Below are 26261 nucleotides of genomic sequence, written 5' to 3'. Positions count from 1 at the left end.
TGCAGTGAAACAAACTTTCAAGCTTGGCGGGGCGCTGGTCGCAGCCCTCCTTCTCGGAACGACGCTGAGCGGCGCGGCCTCGGCGCAGACACTCACCATGGGCCTGCGCGCCGGTCCCGACTCGATCGACCCGCATTGGTCGACCCTGGGCAGCCAGGCCGAGGCCCTGCGCCACATCTTCGATACGCTCGTGATGGCGGACGAGAACCTGCAGCTGAAGCCCGGTCTCGCGACGTCCTGGAAGCCGATCGACGACACCACCTGGGAATTCAAGATCCGCGAGGGCGTGAAATTCCACGACGGGTCCGAGCTCACCGCCGAGGACGTGAAGTTCTCGATCGACCGCATCCCGGTCGTGACCGGCCCGATGAGCATGACGATCTACACGAAGCAGGTCGAGTCCACGTCGGTCGCCGACAAGTACACCCTGCACGTGAAGACCAAGAAGCCGGCCCCGACGCTGCCGAACGACTTCATCCGCCTCTTCGTCGTGTCTAAGAGCATCGGCGCGGAGGCCCGCAACGAGCAGTTCAACTCCGGCAAGGCCGCCATCGGCACGGGCCCGTACAAGTTCGTCTCCTGGGAGCCCAAGGGCGATCTCGTGCTCGAGCGCTTCGACGGCTACTGGGGTGAGAAGCAGCCGTGGCAGAAGGTCGTCCGCAAGGAGATCCCGAACGATCCGGCCCGCATGGCGGCCCTCAAGTCCGGCCAGGTCGATCTTGTCAACTACGTTCCGGCCACCGACTACGCCGCGATGCAGCGCGACAAGTCGGTCGACACCTTCGTGGCTGACTCGGTCTACTTCCTGAACCTCACGCCGAACGTGAAGGAGACCCTGCCGCGCAAGGTGAAGGTCGACGGCAAGGAAATCGACGCCAACCCGCTGCGCGACCCCAAGGTGCGCGAGGCCATGGACCTTGCCATCGACCGCAAAACGCTCGTGCGCGTCGTGCTCGAAGGTCTGGGCCGTCCGGCTAACCAGCTGATGCCCGCGAGCTTCTTCGGCGGCAGCAAGAACCTGCCCGAGCGTCCCTACGACCTCGCCAAGGCCAAGCAGCTCCTGGCCGACGCCGGTTACCCGAAGGGCTTCGAGATCGACTTCCACTGCACCAACAACCGCCTGCCCGGCGACTCGGCAGTGTGCGAAGCGCTCTCGCAGATGTGGGCCCGCGCCGGCCTGAAGGTGAACGCCAACGCGCTGAACGGCACGGTGTTCTTCCCGGCCCAGCAGAAGGGCGAGTTCTCCCTGTGGATGAGCGGCTGGGGCACCCTGACCGGCGAGGCGAGCTACACCTATGGCTCGCTCGTGCATACGGCGGATCCGACTACGGGTCTTGGCGCCTTCAACAAGCAGGGCTACTCGAACCCCGAGGTCGACAAGCTCCTGCAGGAAGGCTCCCGCACCATGGACGACGCGAAGCGCCGTGCGCTCTTCGAGAAGGTGACGGAAGTCTCCATGAACGACCGCGCCCTCATCCCGACCGTGCAGCTCCAGACCGTCTGGGCGGCCAAGAAGGGCATGATGACCATCCCGGCCCGCGTCGACCAGGAGACGCTGGCCTATGAGATCAAGCCGAAGAGCTGATCCGACACTCTGCCGGCCGGGAGGGGCAGCCCGGCCGGTCCTTCTTCCGGAGTCGCTTCGGTTTCTCACGAAATCGCGGCGCTCCGGACAATCTTTTTGACGTCACCCTGTCAGGCTCAGTGTTCCCATTCGCCTGACGGCATTTTCAAAACCATGCGCGAGACAGCATGATCGGATTTCTCATCCAGCGCATTCTTCAGGCGCTCCTGGTCATTATCGCGATGTCGATCATCGTGTTTCTGGGCGTCTACGCCATCGGAAACCCGATCGATGTGATGATCGATCCCGCTTCGGACCAGGCCCTGCGCGAGGCGCTGATCCATCGCTACGGCCTCGACCGTCCCCTCATCGAGCAGTACTTCATCTTCATGAACAACATGCTGCACGGGGATCTCGGCGAGTCGTTCATCTATCGCCTCCCGGTGCTTAGCCTGATCTGGTCGCGCTTCCCCGCGACCCTCGAACTCGCCCTGACGGCGATGATGATCGCCACGTGCCTCGGCATCCCGCTCGGTCTCTGGGCCGGCTACAAGCCGGACTCCCTGTCGGCCCGCGCCATCATGGCGTTCTCGGTCCTCGGCTTCAGCGTTCCGACCTTCTGGGTCGGCCTGCTGCTCATCATGATGTTCGCGGTCGAGCTCGGCTGGCTGCCCTCCGGCGGCCGCGGGCCGGTGACGAACGTGCTCGGCATGCCGCTCTCCATCACGTCGCTCGAAGGCTGGAGCTACATCATCCTGCCGGCCTTCAACCTCGCCCTGTTCAAGCTCGGCCTCCTGATCCGCCTCACCCGGGCGGGCACGATCGAGGTGATGAGCTCAGACTACGTGCGCTTCGCCCGCGCCCAGGGCCTGTCGGAGAGCAAGGTCGTGGGCCTGCACGTTCTCAAGAACATCTCGATTCCGATCGTCACCGTGTTCGGCCTCGAGCTCGGCTCGACGCTCGCCTTCGCGGTCGTGACCGAAACCGTGTTCAACTGGCCCGGCATGGGCAAGCTCATCATCGACTCCATCACCGTGCTCGACCGGCCCGTGATGGTCGCCTACCTCATCCTCGTCGTGTTCCTGTTCGTCGTGATCAATCTCGTAGTCGATTTGATTTACGGCCAGCTCGATCCGCGCATCCGTGTGAAGGCCGCCTCATGAGCAGCTCTCCCGCCATCTCCGCTCCGGCCGAGACCCGTTGGGTCCGGCTCGGCAATTTCTGGTCCGACTTTAAGCAGAGCCCTGTTGCGGTCGCGGCGCTCATCGTCATCGTTTCGGTGGTGCTCATGGCGGTCCTTGCGCCGCTCGTGGCGCCGCAGGATCCCTACAACCAGCAGACGCTCGACCTGTTCGACGCCCGCCTCGAGCCCGGTGAAGTTGGGTCGGGCGGCTACGTTCACTGGCTCGGCACGGATGCCGCCGGCCGCGACGTGTACTCGGCCATCCTCTACGGTCTGCGCACAAGCCTGATCGTCGGCGTGATGGCCGGAACCTTCGCGCTCGTGCTCGGCGCCACGGTCGGCCTCATCGCGGCCTATTACGGCGGCCGGATCGAGGCGATCATCATGCGCGTCATCGACCTGCAGCTCTCGCTGCCGGCGATCCTTCTCGCGCTCGTGCTCGTCGCCATGCTCGGACAGGGCCTGCCGCAGCTCGTCACGGCGCTCGTTGCCGCACAATATGCGTATTTCGCCCGCACGACCCACGGCGCGGCGAGCGCGGAGCGCCGCAAGGACTACATCGAGGCGGCCCTGTCGACGCCGCTGCCGGCCCGCCAGGTGCTGTTCCGCCACCTCCTGCCGAACGCGCTTCCGCCGCTGATCGTGGTGGCGACCGTGCAGGTGGCGAACTCGATCGCGCTGGAGGCCACCCTGTCGTTCCTCGGCCTCGGGCTGCCGCTGACCCAGCCGTCGCTGGGGTCGCTGATCTCCAACGGCTTCCAGTTCCTGCTCTCGGGCCGCTACTGGATCTCGATCTATCCCGGCATCGCCCTGATGCTGACCGTCGTCGCCATCAATCTCGTGGGCGACCAGGTGCGTCACGTCCTGAACCCGAGGCGCAGCCGATGAGCGAGCCCGTCCTTCGCGTCAAAGACCTCCGGACCCAGTTCCACACCCGGGCCGGCATCCTCAAGGCCGTCGACGGCGTCAGCTTCGAGGTCGGCCGCGGACGCATCCTCGGCCTTGTGGGCGAATCCGGCTCCGGCAAGAGCGTCACCGGCTACTCGATCCTCGGCCTCATCGAGGCCCCGGGCGAGGTCGCCGGCGGCCAGGTGCTGCTCAACGGCCAGGACCTCACCAAGCTCAAGGGCGAGGCCATCCGCCGCGTGCGCGGCGCGCAGGTCGCCATGGTGTTCCAGGACCCCATGATGACCCTCAACCCGGTGCTCAAGATCGGGACGCAGATGATCGCGGCGGTGCGCGCCCATGACCGCGTCTCCCGCAAGGTGGCCTGGACCCGTGCCCGCGACGCGCTGGCCAAGGTCGGCATCCCGAGCCCGGAAGAGCGTCTCGACGCCTATCCGCACCAGCTCTCCGGCGGCATGCGCCAGCGGGTCGCCATCGCCATCGCGCTCCTGCACAACCCGGCCGTGATCATCGCGGACGAGCCGACCACGGCGCTCGACGTATCGATCCAGGGCCAGATCCTCGCCGAGGTGCGCCGTCTCGCCGACGAGACCGGCACTGCCTTCGTGTGGGTGACGCACGACCTCGCCGTTGTGTCGAGCCTCGCGGACGACATCTGCGTCATGTATGCGGGCCGCGTCGTCGAGACCGGTGCGGCCGCGGACGTGATCGCCGCGCCGCGTCATCCCTACACGGCGGGACTCCTCGCCTCCGTGCCGGCCGAGCACGAGCCCGGAACGCGTCTGCCGCAGGTTCCGGGGTCGACGCCGTCGCTCGCCAACCTGCCGCCGGGCTGCGCCTTCGCGCCGCGCTGCTTCAGGGCAGGACCCGCCTGCACCACCACGCCGCCCGTCCAAGACTTCGGAGACGGACGCACCGCCCTTTGCCATTACCCGATCGAGACCGATAAATGTCAGCCGCTCTCCTCGACATCGACCACGTATCGAAGCGCTTCGTAAAGCGCCCGAGCCTCGGGGAGCGCATCGCGGGCCTCATCGGCGCCGGCCGCAACACGGAGATCGTCCGTGCCGTCAGCGACGTCAGCCTCAAGATCCGCAAGGGCGAGGTCATCGGCCTCGTGGGCGAATCCGGCTGCGGCAAGTCCACCCTCGGGCGCATCGTGGCCGGCATTTACGCGCCGAGCGACGGCAAGATCCTGTTCGACGACAAGCCCGTCGCGAGGGAGCAGGGCCGCCACACCCAGAAGCTCACGACGCGGGTGCAGATGGTGCACCAGGATCCCTTCGCGAGCCTCGATCCGCGCATGCGCATCGGCGACACGGTGGCGGAAGGCCCGATTACGCATCGGATCGTGAAGTCGCGCGACGCCGATTCCTACGTGGCCGACATGCTGGGACGCGTCGGCCTCGACCCGAGCTATCGCCGCCGCTTCCCGCACCAGTTCTCGGGCGGACAGCGCCAGCGCATCGCGATCGCCCGCGCGCTCGCCATGAAGCCGGATCTGCTCGTCCTCGATGAGCCGGTCGCGTCGCTCGACGTGTCGATCCAAGCGCAGGTGCTCAACCTGTTCATGGACCTGCGCCAGGACCTCGACCTCACGGCGATCTTCATCAGCCACGATCTGGGCGTGGTGCGTCACGTCTCCGACCGGGTCGCGATCATGTATCTCGGACGCATCGTGGAGCTCGCGCCGACGGCCGAACTCTATGCGGCGCCCAACCACCCCTACACGCGGGCCCTGTTCGAGAGCGTTCCGCGCGTCGGCGTCGGCCGCAAGAACTTCCGGCCCATCGCGGGCGAGATCCCGTCGCCGCTTCATCCGCCGAGCGGCTGCCACTTCCATCCCCGCTGCCCCTTCGCAGGCCCGCGCTGCAAGCGCGAGGCTCCGCCTCTCGCCGCGATCGGCCCCGGCCGCTTCTCGGCCTGCCATCTCAACACCGGCGGCACCGAATAACCGCAGAAATCCCGTGACATGACCCAGCAAGCCTCCATTGCCGCGCTCAACGAGCGCGTCGCCGCCGTCAACGACGTGCTCAACGCCACTTCGGTCCTCACCTGGGACTCTCGCACCATGATGCCGCCGGGCGGCGCGGAGACGCGCGGCCAGCAGATCGCGACCCTCACGCGGGTGGCGCGCGACCTCCTGCTCTCGTCGGAGACAGAGGCGGCGCTCGGCAATGCCGAGCGGGCCATCGAGAGCCTGCCCGACGATGCGCCGGAGCGGCGGATCGTGGCGCAGACGCGTCATGCCTTCGAGCATCATCGCCGCGTCCCGGCCTCCCTCATTCAGGAGCGGGCGGCTCTTCGCACGGTGGCGCAGGCGGCCTGGATCGAGGGGCGCGCCAAGAGCGACTTCTCGATCTTTGCGCCCCACCTCGCCAGGACCGTGGAGCTCTCCCGCGCCTATGCGGACTGCATCGGCTGGAGCGAGCACCCCTACGACGCCATGGTGTCGATCTACGAGCCGGGCGAGACGGCTTCCAGCCTCAAGCGCCTCTTCGCGACTCTGCGTTCCAGCATGCAGCCGATCCTGGATGCTGCGCGCTCGCGCCCGGCGCCGCGCTCCGACTTCCTGTTCCGCGAATTCCCCGAGGAGGGGCAGCGGGCCTTCGGGCTGAGCATGGCCGAAAAGCTCGGCTACGACCTGAAGCGCGGACGTCTCGACACGACGGTGCATCCGTTCGAGGTGTCGTTCACCCGCAACGACGTGCGGATCACGACCCGCTACAACCGCAACTATCTTCCGGCCTCCCTCTTCGGCACCGCCCACGAGACAGGCCACGGACTCTACGAGCAGGGCGTCGACCCGGCCTATACCCGCACGACGCTGGCGACTGACCTCGTCGGCCTCTATGCGGTCGGGGGCACGAGCTTTGGGGCGCACGAATCCCAGTCGCGCCTGTGGGAGAACCACGTGGTGCGCAGCCGGACCTTCTGGCAGCTGCATTTCCCGGAGCTGCAGCGGCACTTCCCCGATCAGCTCGGCGATGTGAGCGCGGAGGAGTTCTACCGCGCCGTCACGCGCGTGGAGCCGGGCTTCATCCGGGTCGAGGCGGACGAGCTGACGTACGATTTCCACATCATGCTGCGCGTCGACATCGAATGCGCCCTCATGGACGGCTCGCTGCCCGTGGCGGACCTGCCGGCCGCCTGGAATGCCGCCATCAAGCGCGATCTCGGCCTCGACGTGCCGAACGACTCCAAGGGCGTGCTCCAGGACGTGCACTGGTCGACGGGTTACATCGGCTCCTTCCCGACATACACGATCGGCAACGTCATGGCCGCCCAGGTCATGGAGACCCTGCGCCGGCAGGATGTAGGCCTCGACGCGGCGGTCGATGCGGGAGACTATGCTGGTCTTGCGGACGCGCTACGCGGCAAGATCTGGCAGCACGGCCGCCGCTTCATGCGCGACGAGCTACTGGTGCGCGAGACGGGCCGCGGCCTCGATCCCGCGCCCTATCTCGCCTATCTCCAGGGCAAATACGCGTCGTAAAGCGACGCCTCAGCCTTGCTGCGTCCGGCTGCGCGCCTCCTGCGCCAGCCGGACCAGCAGGGGCCGCAGCTCCGCCCCGCTCTTCAGGGGCTCGGGGAAGGTGAGGCGCACGATCTCGTCCCCGAGTGCGAGCACCATTCCCTCCGGATCGATCCCCGACAGGCGCCATGCGCCTTCGCGGGCGCCGCACAGGCGCGCCGCATAAAGCGCGACCGCATCGGCATGGTCGTCGTTCATGTGCTCGACGGCGCCGGCCTCCATCTCGACGAGGTCGGCCAGTCCGTCGAGCGACGTCAGCACGTCGGTCCGGTCCATCCGGTAGGCGCGCCCGAAGCCTCCGTTGAGGCTCGCCGACGTGACGTCGAGGCGCCAGAACGAGAAGTCCGGAAAGTCCACGTAAAGGCTGGCCTTCGGCTGGTGCGCCAGGTAGCGGCGACGGATCCGGTCGCCCTCGGCCGTCCCGCGTTCGATCCGCTTCGCTTCGGCCGGCAGGGTGATGCGCGGATGGGCGAGCGGATCGCCCTTGCCGGAGGCGGACAGCAGCAGGGAGCAGCGGTTGTCGGCTTCGAGCAGCTTGGTATGCACCGAGAGCTGCGACGTGAGGATCAGAGGCGATCCGTCGAGATCGGTGGCAACCGCCACGAGGCTGGCGAAGGGAAAGCCCGCCGCGGGATCGTTGGTGGCAAGCGCGCCCGAGCGCGCCGTGCGCATCAGGGTCTTGGCGATCTGGCGGGCCTCGTTGTCGACCGGCAGCGTCGGATCCTTCATGCCATCTTTCTCCCCTGCGGCCCAGGAAACGGCCGCATTCATGAGCGTGCGGCCATTCTGTCGCGTAAAGCTTCGAAGCGGGCAAGCTGTTCCGTCTTCAGGCTCCGGTCCCCGTTCCGGCCGACGAAGACCTTGAACATGGCCTCGCCCTCCAGGTTGATGAACTGCACCGAGCAGGAGCGTTTGCCGAAGAAGGGGCGGTCGACGAAATGAATCGACTGGCAGCGATCGGCCCTGAGGTGCCCGCCGATCGGGCTGTCGCCGTGGACATTGAAGTAGCCGCGGCCGAAAGAACCCGACGGGATGCCGCCTTTGCACTCGAAGACGCCGTCGCGGGTATGGACCACGAAGGTGATCTCGCCCCAGGCCACCAGATCCTTCCAGATCTCCTCGAAGGCGGAGCCGTCCGCCGGCACGGACGCGCCCTCGGGAAGGCACGCGAGGACGTCCGCGAGCGGCACGCCCACATCGGCCGCGATGGTCTCGAGGACACCGTCGGGCTTCGCGGCGAGCTGCGCGCGAATCCGGTCCTCCGGGCGAGCGAGGGGAGAGACTTGGGCCATGGCTGCACTCACTCCGCCGCCTTCGGGAGCGACCCGATGGTCTGGATGACCTCGAAGCCCTCGAATTCCGGGTGCCCGAGGGTGAGCGGCTTGTTGGAGCCGGTGCTTGCACGGGTATGGGAGGCGCGGAATTGCTCCGAGCGGGTCCAGGCCTCGAAATGCGCCTTCGTGGCCCAGACCGTGTGCGAGGAGTAGAGCACGTGATCCTCACGCTCCGGCCCGCGCAGCATGTGGAACTCGACGAAGCCGTCGAGCTCGTGCAGATGACTCTCCCGCGTGAGCCAGCGCTGCTCGAACTCCTGCGCGGCATCTTTCAGGACCTTGAAGCGGTTCATGGCGATGAACATCGGATGTGCACTCCTCATCGTTGGGTGTCAGTGACTTAGCGGCTGGCGAATTTGACCGTCAGGCCGAACTTGGCCGTGAGGCCGGGACTGGCGTTGCTGTTCAGGTATTGGGTGTACTGCCGGTCGAACACGTTCTGGATGCTGACGTCGCCGCTGATGTTCTCGTCGTAGCGGTAGGACGCGAACAGATCGACGAGGCCATAGCCCTTTGTCGGATTCGTGACGGCGAGCTGGGCATCGTCCAAGAAGGTCAGGCGGGTTCCGACCGTGAGCTTGTCGTCGAAGAGGCGCAGCCCGACCGTCGTGCTGATCCGATTCGGCAGCACCGAATTGAGCGGATCGCCCGTGACCTCGTTCCTACCGTCGATGATGGTGCCGGCGAGGCTCACGAAGCCGCCGCCCCAATCATAAGCAGCCTCCAGCTCCGCTCCTTGCAGGCGCGCCTTGGCGATGTTCTGATACTGCTGGTCCCGCATGGGGATGGCGCAGAGCGTAGGCACGAAGTTGCAGACGAAGACCGGCATGCCCGGAACGACCGGCACGTTGTAGACAGGGCCGACCGCGACCGTGTCGATGTAATCGTCGATCTCGTTGTGGAACACCGACGCCTTGGCGCGGAAGCTGTCGCCGTCGCGCAGCACGTTGTCGTACTGGACGTTGACGCCGCCTTCGAGGTTGTGCGCCACTTCGGGCCTCAGGGATGGGTTCGGCAGGATGTTGAAGACCGGGTAGGGGTGCGCCCCCTGAATCAGGGTCTCGGTGATCGAGGGTGCGCGGTAGCCTTCCGCATATGTGCCGTAGAACTCGATGCCCTGGACCGGCGCGACGCCCACCGTGATCTTGGGCGAGACGCGCGATCCGTCCGAGCCGATGCCGCCGCCGTTCAGATCGTAGCCGTCGAAGCGCAGGGCTCCGATGGCGCGCAGCCAGGGCGTCACCCTGACCTCGTCCTGGATGAAGCCGCCGAAGAGCCGGCGTTCGCCCGAGGGCGTGAAGGCCGAGCCGTAGCCGCCGGCCCGGTCGTCCGTCTTGCCCTGGTCCTGTGCGCCGTCGATGCCGAAGGTGAGGGCGTGGCCGAGGCCGAAGGTCTCGAATCGGGCGGTGTTGCTGATGTCGAAGCCAGCCGTATCCATGCTGTAGTTCAGCGGATCGCCGGGCTTCACGCCCAGGCTGCCGTAGGTCCGGCTCGGCGTGACGACGCGCTTCCGGTCCTCGGTGGTGGTGTAGTAGGCTTTCACGTTCAGGTCGAACCACTGGATGTCCGGGCGGCTGAAGCGATAGCCGAGCGTGAAAGTGTTGGCCGTGACGTCGTTCCGGAACCGCGTTCCCGTGCCGGTGTCGCCGTTATTGGCGAAGTCGTAGTTCTGCAGCAGGGCGGAGCCGCTCACCGTGTGGCCGTCAGCCGGGTAAAGGTTGAACTTGAACAGACCCGAGGTCAGCTCGGAATCGGAATCTCGGATCGTGTCGCCGTTGCCGTCGCGATAGTTGCCCGTGTTGCGGTAGAGGAACTGGCCGAACACGTCCGCAGCCGTGCCGATGCGCGCCCCCACCATGCTGTTGGTGAGGAATCCCGCGCCGTTCGTTCCGGCGCCGAACTTCTGGACCGCGCCGTATCGCTCGTCGGGCTTGAGGATGTCGTCGATCGTCCGCGTGCGGAACGAGACGACGCCGCCGATGGCGCCGGACCCGTAGACGGTCGAGACCGGGCCGCGCACCACGTCCACCTGCCCGATCAGCTCGGGATCGAGATAGAAGGTGCCGTTCGCCCCATGGCCGCTCACCTGGTAGTCCTGGCGCGCACCGTCCACGAGCACGTTCACCCGGCCGAAATCCTGAAGGCCGCGGATGTTGACTGCCTGGCCCGGGTCCGTTCCGGTCTCCTGCACGGCGACGCCTGGGACGCCCTGGAGAACGTCGGAGATTCGGGACGATTGGAACAGATCGATCTGCCGGCGCGTGACCACGCTCGATCCGGCAAGGTCGTTGATCACCTTGTCCTCGGTCTTGCCCGACGTCACCGTGATCGTGTCGAGTTCCAGCACATCTCCCTCGACCGCCGCCGGAGCGGACGGGCCGCTCTGGGCTTTCGCTGCCGACGTGAAGGGCGCACCGGCGAGCGGCACGAGCACGAGAAGGGCAAGAGGTGAAGTGGACGCGCGAAGCCCTTCGCGCAGGAACATGATCATCCTGACGATTCCAGTCTTTGATGGAGCTTTGTTGAACGACTGGCTGGCTCGCGGAGAAATCAGGCTCGCGCTGGCTGGCTACAACTCATCCTCTGTCGAAGAGGGTTTGCATCCGTTATCCAAATCGAGTAACGCCGTCAATATCGAGCTGTGAAAACGCAGTTTTACATTATTCTAAACTGCGAATACATCAAAGTTACAGAATTTTCGGTACTTTAGAAGACATAAAAACTGGAGAACGTCGTGCAGAACTTGCCTCCGCCCTCCGATGCGGTCGCGCCCAAGCCCGCAGCCGTCAGGGAGATCGATGTGATGACCCTGATCGGCAACGCCCGCGAGGTGGTACTCCTCCACCGCGGCGAGCGATACCGGCTGCGGGTCACGGCAAACGGCAAGCTCATTCTCACGAAGTAAGGGATCCCATCATGACGAACCTGTCCCGCCGCAGATTCCTCTTGTCGTCCGCCCTGGTGCTCGCCTCGTCCTCCGTTGGGGCGGCCAAACTGCCCCGCATCGTCAGCATCGGCGGCGCCGTGACCGAGATCCTCTATCGGCTCGGCCATGACGGCGAGATCGTCGGCGTCGACACCACGAGCCAGTATCCCGCCGACGCGCTCAGGACGAAGGCGAACGTGGGATATGTGCGCGCCCTCGGAGCAGAAGGGATCCTGTCGCTCAATCCGTCCCTCGTGATCGCGATCGACGGCGCCGGCCCGCCGGACGCCATCCGTCTCGTCGAGCAGGCCGGCGTTATAGTCGTGCGCGTTCCCGACACGCCGAGCGCAGCGGGCATCATCCGCCGCATCCGGGAGGTCGCGAAGGCCGTCGAGGCAGGCGACAGGGGCGAAGCGCTGGTGGAGGAGGTCGAAGGCGGTTTCGCGCGGCTCGCCGGGAACCGCGCGCAGGTGCAGCGGCCCGTCCGCACGCTCTTCATCCTGTCGCTCCAGAACGGCCGGCCGATGGTCGGCGGAAGAGGCACGACGGCCGACGCGATGCTGGCGCTGGCTGGCGCCGAAAATGCGGCTTCGTCCCTCGAAGGCTGGAAGCCCCTTTCGGACGAAGGACTGATCGCGGCAGCGCCCGAGGCCATCGTCATGATGGAGCACGGGCCTGGCGGCAAGGCGCAGGACCCGTTCGCACTGCCGGCCTTCGCGGCCACGCCGGCCGCCGCCGGTCGCAGGCTCGTGGTAATGGACGGGCTCTACCTGCTGGGCTTCGGACCGCGCACGCCACAGGCCGCGCAGGAGCTGATGGCGGCGCTTCACCCCGATCTTCCGGCCGCTGCACGGCAGATCGCCCGGCCATGATCGCGCTCGCCATGAGTGTGCCGTCGCGTCGCTCTCGGCATCATGTCCGCCGATGGCCCCTCATCACTGCACTGATCGGATTGCTCGTCGCCATGTGCGTTCTGGCCATGAGCCTCGGAGCGACCGGTATCCCGCTCGCGCGCGTCGCCGCAGCGCTTGCGGGAGCAGCGGGCGGCGACGCGCTGATCGTGCTTCAGGTTAGGCTGCCGCGCCTGTGTCTCGGCCTTCTGATCGGTGCGGCGCTCGCCGTGTCCGGCGCGCTCATGCAGGGCCTGTTCCGCAATCCGCTGGCCGATCCGGGCCTCGTCGGCGTCTCGGCCGGCGCTGCGCTGGCCGCGGCCGCGACGATCGTGCTGGGCGACGCGCTGCTCGTGCCGCTCGTAGGCCCGCTTCCGTTTGGAATCCTCCCGGTCGGCGCCTTCGCGGGCGGCCTTCTGACCACGCTCGGACTCTACTTCGTGGCAACGCGCAGCGGACGGACCTCGATCGCCACCATGCTGCTGGCTGGCGTGGCGTTCGGTGCCCTCGCCGGCGCCGTCATGGGGCTGTTCTCGTACCTGAGCGACGACCGGCAGCTACGCGACCTGTCGTTCTGGTCGCTGGGCTCCCTCAGCGGCGCGAGCTGGGTCAAGGTCGCAACGGTCGCGCCGCTCATCCTGCCGATGCTCATCGCCTCGCCTTTCCTTGCGCGCGGATTGAACGCGCTCTCTCTCGGGGAGGCGGAAGCCTTCCATCTCGGCATCCCGGTGCAGCGCGTGAAGGCGCTCGCGATCCTGCTCGTGGCGGTGTCCGTCGGCGCATCGGTGGCGAGCGCCGGCATGATCGGGTTCGTCGGCATCGTGGTGCCGCACGTGCTGCGCCTCATGGCCGGGCCCGATCACCGTTTCCTGCTGCCGGCCTCCGCGCTTCTCGGCGGAGCGCTGCTGGTCGGTGCGGACACGGTCGCCCGCACCATTGCTGCGCCGGCGGAGCTGCCGATCGGAATCCTGACCGCCGCGATCGGTGCGCCGTTCTTCCTCTGGCTCCTGCTGCGCCGCCAGGGAGGCGTTTCGTCATGAGCACGATCCTCGGGGCGAGGCAGGTTTCATTCGCGGCCGACAGGCGTCTTCTGGTCGACAAGGTCGATCTCTCGCTCGAGGCCGGAACCTTCACGGTCGTCATCGGCCCCAACGGTGCCGGCAAGTCGACGCTCCTGAAGCTTCTGTGCGGCGAGCTTGCGCCGACCGACGGAGCCGTCCTGTTGAACGGCTGCCCTGTCCGGTCGATCCCGGCATGGCGGCTGGCGCATCTGCGGGCGGTGATGCCGCAGGCCTCCGACCTGGGCTTCCCCTTCAAGGCCGTCGAAGTGGCGGGCCTCGGCGTCGAGGGAATCGGTCGGGGCTTGTCGCGACCGGACCGTGAGCGGCTCGTCGACGAGGCCATGGCAGATGCCGATGTCGCTCATCTCGCGGGACGCAACTACCAGACGCTTTCGGGGGGCGAGCGCCAGCGGGTGCATTTCGCGCGCGTCCTGGCGCAGTTGAAGGCGGGCCGGAGCGTCGAGGCCCGTCAGATCCTGTTTCTCGACGAGCCGATCGCGAGCCTCGATCTGAAGCACCAGCTCGCTCTCCTGGCTCAGGCCCGGCGTCTTGCTGGAGAGGGGTTTGCGGTGCTGGCGGTGCTGCACGATCTGCAGCTTGCGGCCGGGGTGGCGGACACACTCGCCCTGATGCATGCCGGGCGGCTCGTCGCCTGTGGGGCCCCCTATCAGGTGCTCACGGAGGATCGTCTCGCCGAGGTGTTCGGCGTAAGCCTGACCGCACCGACACTTCCGCCGCATCCCTGGCGGCTGGCCACCGAATGAAGCCGGCTCCTGCCGACCCTTACGGGATCTTGTTGAACTCGCGGGCCGCGATCTCCGCCACGATCCGGTCTGCGAAGAGGAGAAGCTCGGCCCGGTCCCCACGGGAGAAGGTACGCGGCTTCGTGTCCAGCAGGCACAGGGCCCCGAGTCGGATGTTCTTCATGTAGATCAGCGGAGCGCCCGCATAGAACCGGACGCCGAGTTCGCCGGTGACGGCGGGATTGGTCCTGAAGCGCTCGTCGGCCAGCGCATCCTCGACTACGAAGACCTCGTCGCTGAGGATCGTGTAGTTGCAGAAGGCGATGTCGCGCGGAGTCTCCGGGATGCAGACCCCTTGCGCGGACTTGATCCACTGCCGGTCGCGGTCGATGAGCGTGACCAGGCACATGGGCACGCCGAAATGCGCCCGGGCCTCGGCCGTGACGGCGTCGAAGGCCGGGTCCGACGCCGTATCGAGGATGCCGGTCTCCAGGAGGGCTCTCAGGCGCTCCTCCTCGTTGGGTCCGACTGGAAAAACCATCGACCTCGATCCTCTGCGCGTGCTTGGTTCGGTAACGCCCGGCCTGTCGGCAAAGGTCAATATCCCTTTGCCTCCTCTGGATAACCGATCCAGGACGACTTCGGTAGCACGTCACGCGGGCGCGATACCGTCGCGGTTAACGGTTTCCCGGGACGCCGGCGCCCCGACCGTTACCGAAATCGCAGGAAGGCCTCCTTCAGGGCGCGCCAGGCCGGCTTTCGCCGCAGGGCCCTGTCGAAGGGCAGGGGCCGCACCGCCGCCCCGTCCGGCCGCGGCCGCCCTTCCGCGAGCCAGGACCGGCCATCGTCGAGACCCCATGTGGTCACGGCGAGCGTGCGGCTCTCCTCCAGCACGAGTTCCACATGCGCCCGGTAGACGTCCGCCACCATGGCGTCCCGCCGCCGGAGATCCCGCGGACAATGGCGGTCGCTGACGTCGAGCTCCGTGATCATCACGCCCAGTCCCATCTGCCGCACTTCCCTCAGGAAGGCCCGCAGCTCCGGATGGCGGCGGGGCTGATCCACCGCATCGAGATGGGATTGAAGCCCGAGGCAGTGGATCGGGGTTCCGTCGGCCAGCTGCCGTTCGAGCAGCGCGAGCATCAGCCGGCGCTTCCTGTCGGCCTCCGGGGACGTGTATTCGAGGCCCATCTCGTTGAGGACCAGGACCGCCCCGGGGTCGAGCTCGACGGCATTCCGGAACGCGACGGCGATGTAGTCGGGCCCGAGGGCGTCGAGAAAGGGTGTGGGACGCAGGCCGTCCGGACGTCCGCCGGGCTCCTCCTCCAGCGGCTCGTTGACCACGTCCCAGGAATGCATCCGTCCTGTATAGCGCCGGACCGTGGCCGTCAGGTGCCGCAAGGCCGCGGCGGCAAAAGCCTGTCGGGAGGCGCCCTTCAGAGGAGCTGGAACCGATCCGTGCCACCACAGAGCATGGCCGTGAACCGCCAGGGCGTGCTCGGCCGCGAAGGCCACCAGCCGGTCGCCGGCCCGGTAATCCGGCCGGATGCCGATGTGGTCCCACTTCATCTCGTATTCGGGGCTGAGGAGGCTGCATTCGCGCAGCACGATGCGTCGGAGGCGCTCGACATCGAGGTCGGCCGTGCCGAGGGCCGCCCCATAGAGCAGGCCATGACGTGCTGCGGCCTCGCGCAGGCTGGCCGGATCATGTATGAGCGATGTCATCGTACCGTCTGAATTTTCCTAATCCTGCGAATCCCACCATAAGCCCGAGTCGCCGTCCGATCGCCTCTCCATGAAAATCCGCTACATTCTCCTGATCCTGACGGCCTTCCTCGGCGCGGCCCTGCTCGTCGCCGTGGCGGTTCAGATTCGGGCGGAGACCCTTCAATACCAGGCTGCTCAACGCGTAGAGGCCTCCAATGCGGTCCGCGAGCCGCTTCTGCTCAATGCCAACGCCCTGGGCGACGAGCGAAGCCGGACCGTGATGCTGCTCATCGGGTCCGACGACGAGCCGGGACGGCGGGAGGACCTGCTTGCGGCGCGTCGTCGGGTCGATGAGACCCTGGAGCGGGCCGAGCGGGAGATCACGAGCCGTCAGGCGTCTCTGCGCGATTCGGCCCGGAGCCTGTCCTCGCTCGAAGGGGTCAAGCGGGACCTTGCAAGGCTGCGCCGGCAGGCCGACGAGCATCTGGCGGCGGACCCGGACCGCCGCGGAGCCGAGATCGTGCCGCGATGGTTCCAGGAGGCCACCCGGCTCATTGAGGAGGTCCAATCCTTCCGCCTCACCCTGCTGCAGCAGGAGCGGCCGCTGGAGCCGGCCCTGCGGGCCGAGGCCGTGCTGCGGACCTATGGGGGCGTCATCAGCGAGAGCATCGCGCGGAACCAGGCCCTGCTGACCTGGGCCTTGAGCCGTCCGGGCGGGGTGGGGGCCACGGAAGTCGAGACTGTCAGCCGCAATGCGGGGCGGGCCGACCTGGCGTGGGATCTCGTCCAGGGGCAGCTGAATGCTCCCTTGAGCGAGCCCGTGAAGGCGGCCATCGCTGCGGCCCAGGAAGAATACGGCGCCACGCTGGGGCCGCTGCAGCGGACATTCCTGGCGGCGCTGAGCGGCGGCGTCCGCCCCGCCATCGGATCCGACCAGTGGTACGAGATCGCGGGCGGGGCGCTCGAGCGTGTTGCCGCGATGCAGCAGGAGCTGCTGAAGAGTTCGCGTCAGCGTCTCGAAGGGGAGCTCGCGGCGGCCCGGCGGTCGGTCCTGCTCTGGTCGGGCCTGCTCCTGGGCGGCATCGCGGCCGTTGCTGCCAGCATCCTGGTCGTCCGCCTGCGGGTGGTCCGCCCCCTGGAGGAGCTGAACGCCACCATGCTGCGGCTTGCCGAGAACGACCTTTCGGCGCCGCTGCCCCGCCACGCCCGGACCGACGAGATCGGCGAAATGGGCGACACGCTGCGCGTGTTCAAGGCCAATGCGATCCGGCGGCAGCGGGCGCAGCAGGACAAGGAGATGCTGCATGCGCGACTCAAGGATGCGTACCGTCAGCTGCGCAGGGACCTCGAAGCCGCCGCCGTGATCCAGTCCACCATGCTGCCGCCGCCCGCGATCCTGGGCGACGTGCAGTATCGCGGGCTCTTCCGCCCGTCGAGCCTGATCGCCGGTGACACCTACAATGTCGTCCGGCGCAGCGACGGGGGCGTCGGGTTCTTCCAGGTGGACGTGGCCGGCCATGGAGCGCCCGCCGCCATGGTGTCCGTCGCGTCGCACCAGATCCTGTCGCAGGCCCTCCTCACAAAGTCCGACGGCATGCACCTGGAGGAACTCGTCGAACGCATCAACGGCGACTGGCCGGAGGACCTGCCGTATTTCACGATGATCGTCGGGGAAATCGATCCCCGGACCCGGCGCGGGGCCATCGTCCAGGCGGGGCATCCGCACCCGCTGCTCATCCGGTCCGATGGTTCCGTGGAACCGATCGGCGAGGGAGGCTTTCCTGTCGGGATGGTCTCGACGGTGTCCTACGAGAGGTTGGAATTCGCATTCGGCCCGGGCGACCGGCTGCTGGTCTATTCGGACGGACTCGTGGAGGCCGAGAACGCGGCCGGGGAACAGTTCTCCGAAGGGCGCCTGCGCCAGCTGGTGCGCGAGCATTCCCGAGGTTCGACGACGCTCCTCCTCGACCAGGTCGATCAAACATTGCGGAATTGGCGCGGCTCTGAGAGGCTGGACGATGATCTGAGCGTTCTCATGCTGGAACGGTTAAACGAAAGGACAAATGCCCATGCTCACGTCTGAGCTCAGGAACAACGTGCTCGTCGTCCATGTCGGGGAAAAACGCGTGGATGCCAGCAAGGCTCCTTTGTTCAAGGACGAGATGACGAAGTGCATCGAGAGTGGGCAGAATCAGCTCGTTCTGGATCTCAGCGGCGTCGATTTCGTCGACAGCTCCGGCCTCGGGGCGATCGTCTCCTGTCTCAAGCGCCTCGGGCCGCGCGGCAATCTCGCCATCGCGGGCGCCAAGGGGGCCGTCAGCCGCCTGTTCACGCTGACCCGCATGGACAAGGTCTTCACCCTTCACGACTCGGTCGATGCGGCCGTCGCGCAGCTCTCTGCCTGATGCGCCCCGGTAAGACAGGCGAAAGCACCAGAATGGCCTCCTCAATCAGCCTTTCCATCGACAGCGACCTCGACAAGGTCGCCCACATCGCCCGGGCCGTCCGGGGCGTCTGCTCCGGGCTTCTTTCCACCGATGATGCCGATGCGGTGGAGATCAGCGTCGTCGAAGCGATCAACAACGTGATCAAGCACGGCTACCAGGGACAGCCCGGCCAGGACGTGGAAGTCCATGTCGTCCTGCACAAGGACCAGGTGGTGATCGACGTCATCGATCACGCCTCCCCGATGCGGACCGAGCTTCTGGACCAAGCCTCCGAGGAGCGGTTCGCGTTCGACGAGACCAATCTCGACGAGGTGCCCGAAGGCGGCATGGGACTTGCCCTCATCCAGATGAACATGGATGAGGTCGAGTACACGTCGGAAGGCGGCGAGAATCGCCTGCGCATGATCAAGCGCGTCGCCTGACGCCGGTCCTCCCCTACGAGGCGGAAGACAGGCGGGCGATGCGGTCCTGAAGCGTCGGGAACGCGACCGCTGTGACGCCCAGGGCCGACACGAGAGCCGAGGTTCGCTCGCCCGGCCTTTGCTCCATCTCGTCCAGGACCTTGCGGATGCGGGAAAACCCGTCCTCGGGGTCCAGGACGCCGAGCTGCACCGCACTCGAGACGGATGCCAGGAGAGCCGCTCTGTTGGCCGCGGCTCCCGGATCCGACGCATAGGAGGCCTGCGCCTCGCGTAGAGCCGTCTCGATCGCGGCCTGCAGAGGCTGCGGCGCCGGCGTCGCGGCGACTTTCTGCCGGGACATCTCGGCGGCCACGCGCGCCTGGATGCGTGCCTCCGTATCCAGCGCCTCCAGATAGATGATGATTCCGGTGGACACCGCGAGCGCCACGACGAACGTGATCTGCCCACGCGCCTTGAGAAGGCCCTCTTTGAACGTCACCGCGCGGCCCCCCTCGAAACGGCAGGATTCGGCGACGGACAGGTGAGCCCGGACGACGAAATGCCAGGGCTGGAGGAGCGGAAGAGCACGTCAGGCAAGCGAGAGGTCTCCATGGGGCGGGTTTCGCCTGGCCGATGGTGCGGCCGGATCGATTCCCGGAGAGGAAAGTTATCTTTTCAGGCCGTCCAGTCTATGGAAAGCCATATGCCTGTTATAGAGGCTGTCCCGGATCATTCATCGGTCCGGGCCTGGAATGCAATCGGCTTCCTTTCGGAGCCGGAGATCACATCCGCTTTTGAGATTACGTCGTGCGGGAGGTTAAGCGAGGGTCTATGGACGTACCGAAGCCGGGACCGGCGCTTTTCATCCAGCCTCATTACGACGACGTTCCCCTGTCCTGCGGCGGCACCGTCGCGCTCATGTCCGAACGAGGCGATGCGGCCCATATGGTGACGGTCTTCGCGGGCGAGCTGGTCGACGAGATGGTCGGCGAATTCGCCGCCTGGAAGCACTCCCGCTGGAAGGTGGCCGACCCTGAGCAGGTTCAGCGCATCCGCCGAGCCGAGGATGCGGCGGCCGCACGGGCCCTCGGCTGCGACGTCCGGTGGCTCGGCCTGCCGGACGCTATCTATCGCGGCGACCGATATAAATCCGATTCGGAACTGTTCGGCTCCCTTCGAGGCGAGGAGATGGACCTTGCGGCCCATCTGGCGGAGGAGATCGTTCATCTGCCCGAATGGCGCGCGGGAACCCGCGTCTTCGTCCCGCTCGGGATTGGGGCGCATGTGGATCACCAGCTCGTCTTCGAGGCCGGACGTCATCTGGCGTCCCGGGGCGTCGAGGTTTACGCCTACGAGGATTGCCCTTACGCGATTCACACCCCGGCCGGAGCGGCCGCCCGTCTGGCGGCGCTGGGCGATGCGGTCGGTGAGCCGTTCTCGATCGCGATCGGAGCGACCCTCGACCGGCGCCTCGAGGCGATTGCCTGTTACACGAGCCAGGTTCCGGTCATTTTCCGCTTCACGGACGATTTTCGTCGGGCTATCGCGGATTTCGCACAAGCAAGAGGCCGGCCGGGCGAACCGGCCGAACGGTTCTGGCCGGTTCGGCCGCGGGGGCAGAGACATGAAGATCGCGCTTGAGGCGCTGGACGGGGACGCAGCCGTTCTGCGCCTGGACGGCCGTTTGGACGCCGCAGCCGCGCCCAAGGTGCAGAAGTCGCTCGAAGAGGCGCTCGCTCAGGGCCGGGCTCACATCGCGGTCGACCTTGACCAGGTATCCTTCATCGACAGCACGGGGCTGGGCACGCTGGTCTCCGGCCTCAAGGCGTCCCGCCGGGCAGAGGGAAATCTCCGCCTCGTCGCGCCGGGCGCGCAGGTCCGCAAGCTCCTGCGCCTCACCACCCTCGACCGCGTCTTCACCGTCAGTGAGACTCTCGAGGGCGCCTGAGCGAGTGCGTTTCCGGCTGCCCCGCGCTCAGGGCGTGGCACCTTCCACAATGGCCGCTTCGTAAACCGGATCGGGCTGCCAGAAGGCCGCCCGGATCATGGGCAGCATCGACAGCATGTTGCTCGTGCCCCAGACCGTGTTGGCGATCATGGCCCCGAGCGAGTAGCCGGCGACGCCGGCCGCGAAGGCGCTCCAGCCCCAGATGAGGCCGGCTGCGGTGAGCACCACCAGGGCGATCTGCCACCGGACGAGGCGCGGATAGGTCCCGACCTGCCGGTCCTTGGGCGTGACCGGGAACGAGATCTTCTTGCCGCGCACGACCGCCCACATAGCCTGAAGGTTCAGAGGGAACATGGCCAGGTACCAGGCGCGGCCCTTGGCGTTGGAATTGCCCCACAGGGCCACGAGCTGCGACAGCTCGTTGAGCAGCAGGAAGGGGGCGATATGGATGAAGAAGTCGAGGGAGTATCCGGCGACCGGTGCGATCCCTGAGAACAGGAAGATGATCGGCGAGAACAGGAACACGATGTTCCAGAGGGGCGACAGGTACGAGTAGAAGGTCGACGCGTACATCATCTTCTGCGGCAGGGTCAGGCCCTTGCGGAAGAGCGGGTTGTCGTGCGCCATGATGTCGAGGGTGCCGCCCGCATACTTGAAGCGCTGGATGGTCCAGCTCAGAAGGTCGTTGGGCGACAGCATCCTGGCCTGCACCTTCGGGTGCAGGACCGATTTCCACCCGCGTTCGCGGTCGCTGTGCAGGACGATCGAGGTGTAGATGTCCTCGGACACATGGAACTTGTAGGGCTGGAACTCCTCCTCCAGGGCTCCCTGCCAGCGCATGGAATCCCGGATCGACTCGGCGATGGCCTCCTCGCCCGTCAGGCGGCGTGCGGCGGCCTCGTTGCGTCCGGCCGCGGCCGCGACTTGGTCCGACCACTGCCGGAGGGCGGCCTCCATCACGGCCTCGCGCCGGTGGATCGAGCCCGCCCCGCAGCAGAAGCTGGCATTGGCCCAGTTGCGCCTGCGGAGAATGACGTCGAAGAAGAGCTGCGGATCGTTGGCGAAGGGGTCCTCGCCGATCTGGACCGGGCCGAAGATGCGCTCGAAGCCCTTGCCGAGCAGGCGGCCGGCGCCGCCGAGCCAGCGTTCCAGGGCCGCCGGCAGGGGGACGCCCGGAGGGACGTCATAGAACCAGTGGGGCGTCTGCACCCAGGCGACCTTGGGGTCGCGGAAATAGCCGAGCGTCTCCTCCAGGAAGGTCGGGAAGGGCTGCATGTCGGCGTCGCAGATGAGGATGAAGTCCCCAGACGTGACCGTCATGGCGTTGCGCAGGTTGCCGGCCTTGAACCCCACATTGTCGGAGCGGGTGATGTAGTTCACCCCCTCTTCGCGGGCGACCGCCTCCATGGCAGGCCGCTTCCCGTCGTCCAGCACGTGGATCTTCACGTCGATGGGATACGGATAGGTGAAGCGCTTGGCGTCCTTGAGCCCGAGACGGACGAGTTCCGGATCCTCGCTGTAGGTGGCGAAGAAGACATCCACCGATAGGGGGCGGTCGGGCATCTCGGGGTCGTCGGTGCAGTCCCGGATGCCGGCCGGAAGGGGAGCCGGCGCCGGCGACTTGGCCGACCAGAGATTGGCCGTGAACAGGACGAGGCCGAAGAAGGCCCCCGTTTCCGCGAGCAGCAGGGGGATCGAGAACCAGAGGGCGTCGTAATTGACGGAACCGAGCCACCGCCAGCCCACGTACCAGGCCCCGAAGACCAGGCTGGATGTCGCCAGGAACTGCCACAGAGTTTCGTGCCAGGGCGAATAGGGCAGGGGAGTCCAAGGGGTCTGGGTTTGGAACCGTGAGGCGCGGCGGGACAAGAAAACGTCTCCGAAAAGGGAAGCCACGATGAGGCAACTCCTGGGGGAGGAGCCGGGATTCTCGTTTTAGGGCAGAAAGTGTCTGGACCGATCCGCCATGCGGACTAATTTTTACCTGTTATAAGAGCAAACTCCAGATATCTAGACATCTCCGTCCGCCGCCCTTTCCGATTCGAGTTCCCCGACTGATGCTGATACGCAGGCCTTCTCTTCGCGCCCGAATTGCGGGCCTGCTGATGGTTGCCGGCCTGGGCCTGGCGGGACCGGTCCAGGCGCAGGCGCCCGAGGAGCTCGTGGCGAATGCCCGGCGTGCCGCCGGAACGAACGACAACCGCGAAGCCGCCCGGCTGTTCGAGCAGGCGATTCAGCTCGCACCGACGCGGCGCCGCGAGTGGTTGCCGGAATATGCGGACCAGCTTGCCTATGCGGGGCGTCCTTCCGAAGCGGTTCCGGTGTATCGGGAACTCCTGGCCGATCCCGGCCTCGACCCTGCGACGCGTCAGCGCGTCACCCGAAGCCTCGCCTTTGCGCTCCTGTGGAGCAGCCAGTTCGAGGAGGCGATCGATGCATGGCAGCCGATCGCCGATGCCAATCCCGGCGACGCGGAAGCCCGGCGGGCCATCGTCGATTCCACCATCGGAGCTGCCCGCGCGGCCGCAGAGCGCGGGGCGAGCCAGGAGGCCGTGCCGCTGTTCGAGCGCGCTATCACGCTCAATCCGTCCCGCCGTCCGGAAATCGCGCGCGAATATGCCGACCAGCTCGCCTATGCGGGACGGCCGCAGCAGGCGGTGCCCATCTACCGCGAGGTGCTCGGCCGGCAGGACCTCGCCCCCGAGGAGCGCCAGCGCGCGACGCGCAATCTCGCCTTCGCGCTTCTCTGGAGCAGCCAGTTCCCTGAAGCGATCCGGTCCTGGGAGACGATCCTCAGGGGCTCGCCGGCGGATGACGAGGCCCGAAAGGCCCTGTCGGACGCCCTCGTCGGGTCGGCCCGTCAGGCCGCCGAGGCGCGGCGCAACGCGGACGCGGCGGCTTTCTTCCGCCGCGCCATCGAGACGGCGCCGCAGCGCCGCCAGGAACTGCTGCCCGAATATGCGGACCAGATCGCCTATGGCGGCCAGCCGGCTCAGGCGGTGCCGCTCTACCGGGAGGGCCTCCGCCAAGGGGGGCGCTCTGATCAGGACCTGCGTCGCCTGAGGCGCGGCCTTGCCTTCGGGTTGCTCTGGAGCGGACAGCCCCGCGAGGCCGTGACGGCGTTCGAGGATGTGCTGCGACAGGCGCCCGACGATGCGGAGGCCCGCAAGGGGCTCGCGGACGCGCAGGCGGCAGCCGCAAAGGCCCCGGGCGCAAGCGGAACCGGGCGGGCCCCGGGAAGCCCCGGAACGCCCGCTGCCGGCGCCGGCACGCAGACTCCGGCGCCGGCCCAGCCGGCAGGCCCGGCCGATGCAGCCATCGCGGAGGCCCGCGCGGCGGCCGGACGGGGCGCCAACAAGGAAGCCTTTGCGCTCTTCGAGAGGGCGATCAGGCTCGACCCGTCGAAGCGGTCGCAGATTGCCCGGGAATATGCCGACCAGCTCGCCTATGCGGGCGAGCCGGCCCGGGCCGTGCCGGTGTATCGCGAGGTTCTCGACCGCAGGGACCTCCCGGCTGACGAGCGTCGGCAGGCCACCCGGGCGCTCGCCTTCGCGCTCCTGTGGAGCAGCCAGTTTCCGTCCGCCATCGAGACCTGGGGGACGATCCTGCGGAACGCTCCCGATGACTCCGAGGCCCGCAAGGCCCTGTCCGATGCTTACGTGGGCGCCGCCCGCCATGTCGCTGGGCGCTCCCGCAATGCGGAGGCCGCGGACTTCTTCCGCCGCGCCATTGAGACGGCGCCGCAGCGCCGCCAGGAGCTGCTGCCCGAATATGCGGACCAGATCGCCTATTCGGGAAAACCCGATCGGGCGGTCCCGCTTTATCGCGAGGCCCTTCGGTCGGGCGAGCGGACGGCCCAGGAGACCCAGCGCCTGCGGCGGGGCCTCGCCTTCGCGCTCCTCTGGAGCAGCCAGTTCCGCGAGGCCATTCCGGCCCTCCAGGCGATCCTGAAGCAGAGCCCCCGTGACAACGACGTGCGCAAGGCCCTTGCCGACGCCTATGTGGGGGCTGCCCGCCAGACCGCCGGCCAGGGCCGCAGCCCGGAGGCCGTAGTGCTGTTCGAGCGCGCCTTCGCGGTGGAGCCCGGTCGCCGTCGGGAGCTGCTGCGCGAATATGCCGAGCAGGTGCTCTATGCCGGCCAGCCGGCACGCGCGATCCCGCTGTTCGAGGAGGTCCTGAGGCGGCCCGATCTCACGGCGAAGGAAACGCGCCACGCGAAGCTCGGCCTGGCACGCGCCCTTGCCTGGAGCGGCCAGCAGCCGCTCGCCATCCCGGTCTTTACCGACATCCTTGCGTCGTCGCCGAACGATGTCGACGCCCTTATAGGGCGAGGCAACGCCCTCAACGACATCACGCGGCACAAGGAGGCGCTCGTCGATTTCGAGGCCGTGCTGCGGCTTCAGCCGGCCAATGTGGACGCAACCCGCGGTGCCGCCACGGCCGAGCGCTCGATGGGGCTGCCGCGCCGGGCGCTCGCGCGCATCGAGCCGCTGCTGGCGAGCGGCGACCGGAACCCCGCCACCCTGCTGATCGCCGCGCAGGCACGGCAGGAAATGGGACGCCCCGATCTGGCGCAGAGCTACGCCGAGGCGTTGCTCGCCCGCAAGCCCGGCGACGAGACGGCCCAGCGGCTGCTCGACCAGCTCTTCCAGGAGCGCCGCCCGCTGACCACGATCGAAGCCTGGCATGCGCGCCGCTCGGACGACCTGTCGATCTCGACCTTCCTGATCTCGCACGAGCTGACCTTCAACGCTGGCCTGACGAAGTTCGGGCCGCAGGCGCGCGCGATGCACTTCGAGGGCGGGGACTTTCCCACCGTCGACATCTACAGCATCGGCGTCGCGGGCCGTCACCGCTTCAACGATGTCCTGGAGTTCAAATCGTCCCTCTTCCTCAACCTCGAGGACGAGCCGGACGACCAGGACGTGGAGGTCACGCACGAGACGACGCTGAGCTTCATTCCATCCGACGTCATCCGCCTCGATCTCAATCTGGCGCGGCGCTATCCGGACGAGAACACGCGCTCCATCGTCAAGGACGTGTTCGCCGACGACGTCGGATTCTCGGTCGACTACACGCCCGACAACGCCTTCCGGATCAGCGGCCGCGGCATCTACAGCCACTACACCGACGGCAACGAGCGCGTCTGGGGACAGGCAGAGATCGCCAAGCGGTTCTCGGCGGATCCCTACCTCTGGTTCGGCCTTCGCTACACGGCGTTCGACTTCGCCAGGGTGCTCGACAACGGATACTGGAATCCCGACCGCTACCAGTCCTTCGAGCTGAGCATGCAGCTCTGGGGCACGTTGGCAGAGCACTGGACCTACGATTTCCAGGGCGCGGCCGGCTATGGCCTGAGCGACCCCGGAAGCGGCGGCTTCGTGTCGTACGCGTCCGCCCGCATCGCCTACGAATTTGCGCCGCAGGCAACCTTCGCGCTCTACGCCAACCACATCCTGTCCTATGCGCGCTCGTCCGACGACAACAACTTCGATGTGCTGCAGGACGACGAGCCCTGGAGCCGCTTCCAGGTCGGTGCGCAGCTCCGCCTGCGCTGGTAGCCGAAGGGTTGACAGCCTCACGCGGCCCTGGATGCTAACCTGCATCGTTCATAGG

At 67.2% G+C, this 26261-nt stretch carries 25 protein-coding genes; 17 read left to right on the top strand and 8 right to left on the bottom strand.

The window, feature by feature from the left end:
• Window positions 1-4 precede the first annotated feature (4 nt).
• The 6 genes from DES45_RS01515 to DES45_RS01490 all read left to right on the top strand — a co-directional run bounded on the left by DES45_RS01515 (window position 5) and on the right by DES45_RS01490 (window position 7149).
• Window positions 5-1585, top strand: coding sequence for an ABC transporter substrate-binding protein (locus DES45_RS01515; protein ID WP_114768207.1), 1581 nt, complete (start codon window positions 5-7; stop codon window positions 1583-1585).
• 167 nt (window positions 1586-1752) lie between these two features.
• Window positions 1753-2727 (top strand): ABC transporter permease, encoded by a 975-nt coding sequence (locus tag DES45_RS01510; protein WP_114768206.1) that lies wholly within the window; start codon window positions 1753-1755, stop codon window positions 2725-2727.
• Window positions 2724-3635 carry an ABC transporter permease gene (locus tag DES45_RS01505; RefSeq protein WP_114768205.1) on the top strand — a complete coding sequence of 304 codons (912 nt, stop codon included), beginning with the start codon at window positions 2724-2726 and terminating at the stop codon, window positions 3633-3635. The genes DES45_RS01510 and DES45_RS01505 overlap by 4 nt, the downstream gene beginning before the upstream one ends.
• Window positions 3632-4651, top strand: a complete 1020-nt coding sequence (locus tag DES45_RS01500; RefSeq protein WP_114768204.1) for an ABC transporter ATP-binding protein — start codon at window positions 3632-3634, stop codon at window positions 4649-4651. Before DES45_RS01505 ends, DES45_RS01500 begins: the two co-directional genes overlap by 4 nt.
• A complete protein-coding gene (locus DES45_RS01495) occupies window positions 4603-5607 on the top strand; it encodes an ABC transporter ATP-binding protein (protein ID WP_114768203.1) in 1005 nt (334 codons plus the stop codon). Before DES45_RS01500 ends, DES45_RS01495 begins: the two co-directional genes overlap by 49 nt.
• Before the next feature lie 18 nt (window positions 5608-5625).
• Window positions 5626-7149 (top strand): carboxypeptidase M32, encoded by a 1524-nt coding sequence (locus tag DES45_RS01490; RefSeq protein WP_114768202.1) that lies wholly within the window; start codon window positions 5626-5628, stop codon window positions 7147-7149.
• A 9-nt stretch (window positions 7150-7158) separates the two neighbouring features.
• Here the strand turns inward: DES45_RS01490 and DES45_RS01485 are convergent, their stop codons facing one another.
• The 4 genes from DES45_RS01485 to DES45_RS01470 are packed head-to-tail and all read right to left on the bottom strand — an operon-like array spanning window position 7159 to window position 11007.
• Complete coding sequence (locus DES45_RS01485; RefSeq protein WP_114768201.1) at window positions 7159-7917, bottom strand: HugZ family pyridoxamine 5'-phosphate oxidase; 759 nt, start codon at window positions 7915-7917, stop codon at window positions 7159-7161.
• Window positions 7918-7955: 38 nt separating this feature from the next.
• Entirely contained in the window at window positions 7956-8480 is a 525-nt protein-coding gene (hutX, locus tag DES45_RS01480) for a heme utilization cystosolic carrier protein HutX (protein WP_114768200.1), read from the bottom strand.
• An 8-nt stretch (window positions 8481-8488) separates the two neighbouring features.
• Window positions 8489-8827: a heme-degrading protein HmuQ gene (gene hmuQ, locus DES45_RS01475; protein WP_114768199.1), complete on the bottom strand. Its 339-nt coding sequence runs from the start codon at window positions 8825-8827 to the stop codon at window positions 8489-8491.
• A gap of 35 nt (window positions 8828-8862) precedes the next feature.
• On the bottom strand, window positions 8863-11007 hold the full coding sequence (locus tag DES45_RS01470) for a TonB-dependent hemoglobin/transferrin/lactoferrin family receptor (RefSeq protein WP_114768198.1): 2145 nt from the start codon (window positions 11005-11007) through the stop codon (window positions 8863-8865).
• On the opposite strand from DES45_RS01470, the gene DES45_RS24955 reads away from it, so the two are divergent.
• From DES45_RS24955 to DES45_RS01450, 5 genes are all read left to right on the top strand, one after another.
• A complete protein-coding gene (locus tag DES45_RS24955) occupies window positions 11006-11167 on the top strand; it encodes a hypothetical protein (RefSeq protein ID WP_170151355.1) in 162 nt (53 codons plus the stop codon). The two genes, DES45_RS01470 and DES45_RS24955, sit on opposite strands and share 2 nt — an antisense overlap.
• Before the next feature lie 89 nt (window positions 11168-11256).
• Window positions 11257-11427: a hemin uptake protein HemP gene (gene hemP / locus DES45_RS25505; RefSeq protein WP_245429688.1), complete on the top strand. Its 171-nt coding sequence runs from the start codon at window positions 11257-11259 to the stop codon at window positions 11425-11427.
• Window positions 11428-11438: 11 nt separating this feature from the next.
• Window positions 11439-12320 carry a heme/hemin ABC transporter substrate-binding protein gene (locus DES45_RS01460; RefSeq protein ID WP_114768197.1) on the top strand — a complete coding sequence of 294 codons (882 nt, stop codon included), beginning with the start codon at window positions 11439-11441 and terminating at the stop codon, window positions 12318-12320.
• Between the two features lie 11 nt (window positions 12321-12331).
• Entirely contained in the window at window positions 12332-13378 is a 1047-nt protein-coding gene (locus DES45_RS01455; protein WP_114768793.1) for a FecCD family ABC transporter permease, read from the top strand.
• The gene (locus tag DES45_RS01450) at window positions 13375-14163 is read left to right on the top strand and encodes a heme ABC transporter ATP-binding protein (RefSeq protein ID WP_114768196.1); all 789 of its coding nucleotides are present in this window, start codon (window positions 13375-13377) and stop codon (window positions 14161-14163) included. The genes DES45_RS01455 and DES45_RS01450 overlap by 4 nt, the downstream gene beginning before the upstream one ends.
• A 19-nt stretch (window positions 14164-14182) precedes the next feature.
• Here DES45_RS01450 and DES45_RS01445 read toward each other — a convergent pair whose 3' ends face one another.
• Window positions 14183-14683, bottom strand: a complete 501-nt coding sequence (locus DES45_RS01445) for a GAF domain-containing protein (protein ID WP_114768195.1) — start codon at window positions 14681-14683, stop codon at window positions 14183-14185.
• 170 nt (window positions 14684-14853) lie between these two features.
• Window positions 14854-15867, bottom strand: coding sequence for an endo-1,4-beta-xylanase (locus tag DES45_RS01440; RefSeq protein ID WP_114768194.1), 1014 nt, complete (start codon window positions 15865-15867; stop codon window positions 14854-14856).
• Between the two features lie 70 nt (window positions 15868-15937).
• Here DES45_RS01440 and DES45_RS01435 point away from each other — a divergent pair, with 70 nt between their 5' ends.
• From DES45_RS01435 to DES45_RS01425, 3 genes are read left to right on the top strand one after another with little or no spacing between them, the layout of a single operon-like run.
• On the top strand, window positions 15938-17932 hold the full coding sequence (locus DES45_RS01435; RefSeq protein ID WP_114768193.1) for a SpoIIE family protein phosphatase: 1995 nt from the start codon (window positions 15938-15940) through the stop codon (window positions 17930-17932).
• Entirely contained in the window at window positions 17919-18254 is a 336-nt protein-coding gene (locus DES45_RS01430) for an STAS domain-containing protein (RefSeq protein ID WP_114768792.1), read from the top strand. Before DES45_RS01435 ends, DES45_RS01430 begins: the two co-directional genes overlap by 14 nt.
• A 32-nt stretch (window positions 18255-18286) precedes the next feature.
• Window positions 18287-18718, top strand: a complete 432-nt coding sequence (locus DES45_RS01425; protein ID WP_170151353.1) for an ATP-binding protein — start codon at window positions 18287-18289, stop codon at window positions 18716-18718.
• A 13-nt stretch (window positions 18719-18731) separates the two neighbouring features.
• Here the strand turns inward: DES45_RS01425 and DES45_RS01420 are convergent, their stop codons facing one another.
• Complete coding sequence (locus DES45_RS01420; RefSeq protein ID WP_114768191.1) at window positions 18732-19196, bottom strand: hypothetical protein; 465 nt, start codon at window positions 19194-19196, stop codon at window positions 18732-18734.
• Between the two features lie 332 nt (window positions 19197-19528).
• Between DES45_RS01420 and DES45_RS01415 the strand changes: the two genes are divergently transcribed.
• Window positions 19529-20338: a PIG-L deacetylase family protein gene (locus DES45_RS01415; RefSeq protein WP_114768190.1), complete on the top strand. Its 810-nt coding sequence runs from the start codon at window positions 19529-19531 to the stop codon at window positions 20336-20338.
• Window positions 20322-20645: an STAS domain-containing protein gene (locus DES45_RS01410; RefSeq protein ID WP_114768189.1), complete on the top strand. Its 324-nt coding sequence runs from the start codon at window positions 20322-20324 to the stop codon at window positions 20643-20645. The genes DES45_RS01415 and DES45_RS01410 overlap by 17 nt, the downstream gene beginning before the upstream one ends.
• Window positions 20646-20672: 27 nt before the next feature.
• On the opposite strand, the gene DES45_RS01405 is transcribed toward DES45_RS01410, so the two are convergent.
• Window positions 20673-22514, bottom strand: coding sequence for a glycosyltransferase family 2 protein (locus tag DES45_RS01405; RefSeq protein WP_114768791.1), 1842 nt, complete (start codon window positions 22512-22514; stop codon window positions 20673-20675).
• A gap of 236 nt (window positions 22515-22750) precedes the next feature.
• Between DES45_RS01405 and DES45_RS01400 the strand changes: the two genes are divergently transcribed.
• On the top strand, window positions 22751-26206 hold the full coding sequence (locus tag DES45_RS01400) for a tetratricopeptide repeat protein (RefSeq protein ID WP_170151352.1): 3456 nt from the start codon (window positions 22751-22753) through the stop codon (window positions 26204-26206).
• The last annotated feature ends 55 nt before the right edge of the window (window positions 26207-26261 follow it).

It is taken from the genome of Microvirga subterranea (assembly GCF_003350535.1).
Taxonomy (GTDB): domain Bacteria; phylum Pseudomonadota; class Alphaproteobacteria; order Rhizobiales; family Beijerinckiaceae; genus Microvirga; species Microvirga subterranea.
This window is presented reverse-complemented; position numbering and strand designations above follow the sequence as displayed.